The sequence below is a fragment of the Trichothermofontia sp. genome (genome assembly GCF_053493415.1).
On record NZ_JBRCAD010000101.1, the window covers coordinates 1 to 7,027 of the forward strand.

7 protein-coding genes are annotated in these 7,027 nt (G+C 56.6%); 4 read left to right on the plus strand and 3 right to left on the minus strand.

The window, feature by feature from the left end:
* Both ACWIUF_RS08540 and ACWIUF_RS08545 read left to right on the plus strand, forming a co-directional pair.
* Window positions 1-1,283, plus strand: a 1,283-nt coding sequence (locus ACWIUF_RS08540; protein ID WP_448571882.1) for a CocE/NonD family hydrolase, incomplete at its 5' end; no start/stop codon positions are given.
* A 54-nt stretch (window positions 1,284-1,337) separates the two neighbouring features.
* The gene (locus ACWIUF_RS08545; RefSeq protein WP_448571883.1) at window positions 1,338-1,694 is read left to right on the plus strand and encodes a resolvase; all 357 of its coding nucleotides are present in this window, start codon (window positions 1,338-1,340) and stop codon (window positions 1,692-1,694) included.
* Window positions 1,695-1,710: 16 nt separating this feature from the next.
* Here ACWIUF_RS08545 and ACWIUF_RS08550 read toward each other — a convergent pair whose 3' ends face one another.
* Window positions 1,711-1,944 carry a hypothetical protein gene (locus ACWIUF_RS08550; RefSeq protein WP_448571885.1) on the minus strand — a complete coding sequence of 78 codons (234 nt, stop codon included), beginning with the start codon at window positions 1,942-1,944 and terminating at the stop codon, window positions 1,711-1,713.
* An 817-nt stretch (window positions 1,945-2,761) separates the two neighbouring features.
* Here ACWIUF_RS08550 and ACWIUF_RS08555 point away from each other — a divergent pair.
* Entirely contained in the window at window positions 2,762-4,498 is a 1,737-nt protein-coding gene (locus ACWIUF_RS08555) for an ABC1 kinase family protein (RefSeq protein WP_448571886.1), read from the plus strand.
* Window positions 4,499-4,567: 69 nt separating this feature from the next.
* Entirely contained in the window at window positions 4,568-4,939 is a 372-nt protein-coding gene (locus tag ACWIUF_RS08560) for a hypothetical protein (protein WP_448571888.1), read from the plus strand.
* A 179-nt stretch (window positions 4,940-5,118) separates the two neighbouring features.
* Here the strand turns inward: ACWIUF_RS08560 and ACWIUF_RS08565 are convergent, their stop codons facing one another.
* Both ACWIUF_RS08565 and dacB read right to left on the minus strand, forming a co-directional pair.
* A complete protein-coding gene (locus tag ACWIUF_RS08565) occupies window positions 5,119-6,129 on the minus strand; it encodes a zinc-dependent alcohol dehydrogenase family protein (protein ID WP_448571889.1) in 1,011 nt (336 codons plus the stop codon).
* A gap of 90 nt (window positions 6,130-6,219) precedes the next feature.
* Window positions 6,220-7,027: D-alanyl-D-alanine carboxypeptidase/D-alanyl-D-alanine endopeptidase (gene dacB / locus ACWIUF_RS08570; RefSeq protein WP_448571890.1), on the minus strand; the 808-nt coding region annotated here is incomplete at its 5' end.

Genomic DNA, 7,027 nt, shown 5'->3' on the forward strand with positions numbered 1-7,027 from the left:
GTCCCGCAATGGTGGGCTATGACCTGTATGCCGACTGGGCCTATGAAGGGGGAGCCTTTTGTTTACAAGCGAATCTGAGTTGGGCGATACAACTGGCTGCTGAAACCGCCCGCCGCCAGGGGAATACCCATGCCTACCCACAACTCTACGCCGCCGCCCGTAACTTGCCCTTATTTGAGCCGCTCCCGGCCAACCCCCACCTACTACGGGAACTAGCACCCCAATCCTTTTACCATGATTGGCTACGCCACGATCAGCCGGATGACTACTGGCGATCGCGATCGCCGGATTTAAGCCAGGTTGACCTGCCCATGCTCCACATTGGTGGCTGGTTTGATCCCTTCCTGCGGGGGAATGTCCGCCTTTATCAAGAAATGGCCGATCGCAGCGTGTTTCCGCAACAGTTGCTTATTGGTCCCTGGGCCCACCTGCCCTGGTCACGGCAGGTGGGGGCAATTGACTATGGCCCTGAAGCCCTTAGTCCGGTGGATACTTTACAACTCCGTTGGTTTGATCACTTTCTGAAGGGACAGGATACGGGCTTGGTCGCTGAACCGCCCGTGCGGTTATTTGACCTGGGAAGTCATGGCTGGCGATCGTTCCCCCGTTGGCCCCAGGGCCGCGTGCAAGTCTATGGGTTAACCAGTAACGGTTTGGCCAGTATCCGGGATGATGCGGGTCGTTTAGTCGCAGGGCCGGCGGGGGAACGGGGCGTTCCTGCCCTACCGGCGGCCCAGGATGTCCTCGTTCATGATCCCTGGCGTCCTGTCCCAGCGCTTGGGGGGCATGCCGCTCTGCCAGCGGGGAGCTTTGACCGGCGGGCGATCGACAGCCGCAGTGATGTCCTCACCTACACCAGCCCTCCCCTCACCCAGCCCCTCCCGTTGGCCGGTCATGGGTGGGTGGAAGTTTTCTGCGAGGCCGATCGGCCCAGTTTTGACCTCTGTGCCATTCTGTCGGAAGTCTATGCCGACGGGCGGGTGTATCACCTCAGCCAGGGGTATCGGCGGGTGGTTGTGGGTCAGTCTAGCCCGCCCTACCGGATTTCCCTACAGCCCATCTGTGCCCAGATTCCTGGGGGGCATGCGCTCCGGCTGAGCCTCAGTGCAGCCTGTTTCCCGGCTTATGATTTAAACCTGGGTACCGGGGCTGGCCCCGCCCATAGCCGTCTTATCGATGCCCAGATCACAACCCTAACGATTAAGCTGGGGGGCAACGGTCCGACCGGGCTGTGGGTGACCCTACCTGAGGAGAGTTGGCCAACAACCCTGATGCATCCCTAATGTCACTAGTCTCAAATTAAGATTGAGGTGACCAGCAGCAGGAGTTTGGGATGTATGGCCACCATTGAATCGACGGAACCGGGGGGACTCTTGGATATTGAGGCGGTCCAGAAGCTCTTGCATCGATCGCGGGCATCCATCTACCGCTATACCAATACCGATCGCAAACTCCTGAACCCCCCCTATAATCCCCAACTGTTGAACCCAGAATATCGCCACCATAAGCGGGAACCCTTGGTCTTTCACCCCAATGAGGTGGCCCGCTTTGCCAGGGATGTTCTGGATTTGCAACCGATCACTATCCAGGTTCAACCGCCAGCCCCCGATCGCACCGAGGAACTGCTGACGGCCATCCTGACGGAGTTACAAGGTATTCATCAATTGCTGAAGGAAACCGCGAATAACGGCTAAACGGGAGGCGTCCGGCTTAACTCCCGATGGCATTGACAACGCATACGGGCTGGACTTGTTGAACATAGCGCACCTGACGCGGGACCCAATAGCCTTGGACCGTATAGTACCCGCCGGAGACGACAGGGATATAAACCGTGTGGTAGTAGCAAGTCATGGCCTCAGCGGGTTGTGGGGTGAGTAGGGCTGCGCCAGCGGTACTCAGGGCCGCTAACCCGGTCAGAAGGGTTTGGGTGAAGGTCGTTTTCATAGGACACTCCAGGAGCGTGTGAAGCGTGGATTTCGAAACTCGGTCATTGCGGGGGCTGTTCCAACGGCTAGCCATGCCGGCAGTGACTCATCAAACAGTGTCTTGGGGTGAAACCGATCAGCCGTGCCTAATATCACAATGGGCACCGTTGGTCCCGTTCGCATCGGGTCTGATGGGCTACCTCTTTAGTGTCGCGATCGCAGGCCGGAACCCACTTCATGCCGTTTGGTGAATCTAGCTCACCCCACTGGCTAACCCTAACGGGTCAAAGACAACCCATCACTATGGGCGAGCCGTTACCGCGCCGCCGCCACTTCCCGACGCCGGGGCTTCGCTTGACTTGCAGGATACAGACAGCCGCGATCGCGATTCTCCAGAATGGAACTGACCCTTCATCCTTGTTTCCCTGTTTCCCTATGGATTGAATTCAAGAGCCGTTATGAGGACCCCAATCTTGATGGCGATGGGCGCATGTCTTCATATTTCTTAATGTTTGCCTGAATTTCTGGGATAGTTGCGCTCGATCCCGTAGTGGCGAGCTTTTAGCCATAAAGGCAGGGGATTGCTTGCCGCAAGTATTCAGATTTTTTCCCCGCGATCGTCAAAAAGTATTTGTACTTTTGTATACTTAAGTTAACAAATCGATAATTCATGCGCTATTTTTCAGGAACACTTCCTACCATGCAATGTCCCCTTTGCTTGAAACCTTAATATTTTTTGATTTTCTGCTGCGAAGGGGGGTAATCAACGCCGCCCCTTCGCCTGCCAGTGACCGTGATGACACACTTCCATTAGAGCAAGGTAGAGGTACAAGTTAGTGACCCGGCATCCACTTGACTCACTACGCGGCTACGACCCCGACGCGATCGCCCGCTATTATGCCCGGCGTCCTTGGTTAGTGATCTGGCGAACACTCAATATCCTCTGGGGATTTGCGGGTTTCCTGCTCGGTTTGAAATGGGATCGCTGGGCGGCTGATCCAAGCAGTCGTAAAACCGTGCGGGCTGTGCAACTGCGTCAACTGCTGACCCGGCTGGGTCCGACCTTTATTAAGGTGGGGCAAGCGTTGTCCACGCGGCCTGATCTGATCCATAAGGATTTTCTCGAAGAACTGGTGAAACTCCAGGATCAGTTGCCCCCCTTCCCCACGACCACCGCAATGGCCCTAGTGGAGGCGGAACTGAATCAGCCGATCGCAACGGTCTTTGAGAGCGTATCCGCAGCGCCCGTGGCGGCGGCGAGTTTGGGGCAGGTCTATCGCGCCAAGCTCCACACGGGTGAACCCGTCGCCCTCAAGGTGCAGCGTCCGAATCTCCTACCGGTCTTGACCCTGGATTTGTTTCTCATGCGTTGGTCGGCGCGGTGGTTGGCAGCGGTTCTCCCCCTGAATTTAGGTCACGATCTGCGGCTGATTGTGGATGAGTTTGGCACCAAGCTCTTTGAGGAAATCGACTACCTGAACGAGGGGCGCAATGCCGAAAAGTTTGCTGCTAACTTCCAAGATCATCCCCAGGTGAAGGTCCCCCGCATTTACTGGCGGTATACCACCTCACGGGTATTGACCCTGGAATGGATTGACGGCATCAAGATGACGGGGACTGAGGAAATTCGGGCGGCGGGCCTGGAGGTGAATGAAATTATCCGGATTGGTGTGACATCTGGGTTGCAGCAATTGCTGGAGTTTGGCTTTTTCCACGCCGATCCCCACCCCGGTAACCTCTTTGTCATGTCCGTGAGCGATCAGGAGCCGGAGGTCCTAGGGCGGTTAGCCTACATTGACTTTGGCATGATGGACCAACTGGATGAGGAGACGAAGGAAACCCTGGTGGATGCCCTCGTGCATCTCATCAATCAGGAGTACCCAGCGCTAGCTAGTGATTTCGTCAAGTTAGGGTTTCTGGCCCCGAATACGGATATTCGCCCGATCGTCCCGGCGCTGGAAGCGGTGTTAGGCGACATTATGGGTGAAAGTGTGCGGGACTTTAACTTCAAGACGATTACCGATCGCTTTTCCGAGTTGATGTTTGACTATCCCTTCCGGGTGCCCGCCAAATTTGCCCTAATTATTCGATCGCTGGTGACGCAGGAGGGGTTAGCCCTGAGCATGAACCCCAATTTTAAAATCGTCGAAGTTGCCTATCCCTATGTGGCCCGTCGGTTGTTGCAAGGGGAATCGCCCCAACTACGGCGACGGCTTCTGGAGGTGCTTTTCCGGGATGGACGGTTCCAGTGGCAACGGCTGGAAAACCTCTTAAGAATTGCCCGCACGGATCAAAACTTTGACCTGCTGCCCACCGCCCAACTGGGATTCCAATACCTCATGTCGGAGGAGGGGCGTTACCTACGGCGGCAGGTATTGTTAGCGCTGACGGAAGACGATCGCTTGCATACCGAAGAAGTACAACGGCTGTGGGCCTTAATTAAAGAGGACTTACGGCCTGAGCGGCTGTTTAGTTCTGCCCTGGGGGCACTGGCGGACTTTTCCCTAGAGGGGGCTGCCACCTTCCTGCCCACAATGGCGCCCCTGAGTGCCTTGCAAAATGCGTTGCGTTAAAGGTTTTGTGTTAAGAGTAATTTAGCTGATTGACTGACATTGGCGTTGATTCACGAAGAGGTTGGCTGCGTGTACTATCTTGTCGATCCCCCGTATTTTTTGTTTTTAGCAGGTTTGTTTATTGGGATGACTTCGGGGGCTGCCTTTGAAGGAACCCTGAAGCAATCCGTGCAGGCTTGGTCGAAAAACCGGACGACTGAGAATCTAGCGGCAGTGCGGAGTCCTAAGTTATTTTTCTCATTTGTGGGTATTTGCCTAGGGATTGGTTTGTTTCTGACAGCAGGGTTACAAATTTTTGGCTTCCCATCGGAATTGTCCTATGTTATTTCCTTGCCCTTGACACTTTTTACTGCCGCGTTGGTTTGGGGTCAGTTGGGTAAGATTTTGCTGCAACTGGAGCGGGGCGGCTCCCAAGCTCTGGATTTGGATTCCCTCAGTTAGATGCGTTAGAGGATGTTTTAAAAGGGAGCGCACGGTTAAAACCGCGACTAGAACCCTCGACGTTTGGTTGTCCTAAGGGTTGCTGGGTGTTTGTAGTGGCGGCTTTAGTCGCCACAATGACTTGTTTCTGGACTTTTCAAACACTCTCTTGGGAAAGTTGGGGATTGTTGCCAAATTGATTAGCTTGCATCATCCCCGATCGTCAAGGCAATTTTCCCCAGGGTAGAGCCTTGTTCCAAGAGGCGATGGGCGGCGGCGGCTGCCGCGAGGGGGAAGGTGTGGCTGAGCTTAATTTTGAGTTGGCCGTGATCGATAAGACGAGCGCATTGTTTCAGAATGTTTGCCTGATCTTGCTGGGCGGTGACTAGGTTTTGCAGCATGGGGGTGAGCATAAGTTCCAAGCTGAGGCGCAAATTACGATCGCGGGCGACTTTCCAATTCGTCTGGGCGTCGGGGGCCAAAATGGTGACGATATCCCCGTAAACCCGCACCGCCGGAAAGGTTTGCTCTAGGACAGGACCGCCGATCGTATCAAAGGCGAGATCGACCCCTTCCCCCTGGGTCCAGTCAAGCACCGCCTTCACAAAATCCGTTTGCCGGTAAAAGATGGGGAACGCCGCTCCCAGGTGCCGGACAAACTCAGCCTTGGTTGGCGTGCTGATGGTCGTGGCTACCTGGGCACCTTGCAGGTGGGCTAATTGCACGGCCACATGACCGACGCCCCCCGCGCCCGCATGAATTAGCACGGATTGCCCCGCCTGTAGCCGCCCGCGATCGTATAGGGCCTCCCAGGCCGTAATCAGCACCAGGGGCGCGGCAGCCGCTTCCGCAAAGGTCAGGGACTTGGGCTTTGGGGCAACAAACCGTTCATCCACGACGGCCACTTCTGCATAGTTGCCGGGATGTCCCCCGAGGCCAGCCTGACAGAAATAGACCGCATCCCCTACCTGAAAACGTTCAACGCCAGGCCCCACCGCTTCGACAATGCCGGCCCCATCGCAGCCCAGGATCGCGGGCATCTGATCGGGGTAAAAGGTGCCCCGGCTACGCAACTTGGTATCGATCGGGTTGACACCCGCAGCCTTGAGCCTGACCCGCAGGTCACGATCGTGGCGAATTTGGGGTTCCGGTACCTCCTGAAGCTGGAGTACCTCTGGCCCACCGGGGGCAGTCATGACCACCGCTTTCATTAGCCCTGACCTCTAAGCAGCGTACTTCGCGTACCTACTATAGCGGTAATCGCTATCCCCACGATCGGTCTTGCCCATAGGCTGCCCCAGTTAGCGACAGGGGGTGACTTGTGTCAGCAGGGTTGCAATTTGGTCAATGCCACTGACGAGGGCTGTTCCGTCCTGGCTGGGGTGATTGGCCAGCACACTAAAGGCCACCGTGCCATACCCCGTGCCGTCAATATAGCCAGAGAGTGCCCGTACCCCCCGCAGTGTTCCGGTCTTGGCGTGGACCCGCCCCCGTGCCGGAGCCGACTGCATCCGATTGCGCAAGGTCCCACTCACCCCAGCAACGGGCAGGGTTTCCCGGAAGAGTTTGGCATCCGGGGTGCTGGTCATTGCCTTGAGGGTTTGGACTAGGGCGGTGGGGGTTGCCAAGTTCTGCCGCGAGAGTCCTGAGCCGTCTACCTGCACAAAACTGGCGGGATTCACCCCCAGATTCGCCAGGGCGTCCCGCGCGATCGCCCGGCCACCGATCTGCTTGAAGAGGCTATCGGCAGTGGCATTATCGCTCCAGCGGTTGATTTCGGCGATCGTGGTGGGGAAGGAGGCCGATCGCGCCTTGACCGCCGGGTTATAAATCTGCAACGCGGCTGCCGTCGTAAAGAGCTTCGTATTTGACGCGGGAATTAGGTAGGTATCGGCATTATGGCTGTAAAGGGGTTGGCTACTGGTCAACGGTTCCACTAACACGCCCCAGGTCCCGCCCGCATAACGGGGACTCTTGATCACCGCTTCAAGCTGGCTGACCAATTGGGGCGGACAAACATTCCCCGCGAGCGTGGAACTAGGGGCTGCCTGTTCCGGGGGGGGAACCGGGATGGGAATACTTTGGCTAGGGGGCGGTCCTGTCAGGGGC

Bases quoted from the DNA above. Each gene is read 5' to 3' on its own strand.
- ACWIUF_RS08565 (WP_448571889.1), bottom strand. From the start codon at position 6,129: ATGAAAGCGGTGGTCATGACTGCCCCCGGTGGGCCAGAGGTACTCCAG.
- ACWIUF_RS08550 (WP_448571885.1), bottom strand. From the start codon at position 1,944: ATGAAAACGACCTTCACCCAAACCCTTCTGACCGGGTTAGCGGCCCTG.
- ACWIUF_RS08545 (WP_448571883.1), top strand. From the start codon at position 1,338: ATGGCCACCATTGAATCGACGGAACCGGGGGGACTCTTGGATATTGAG.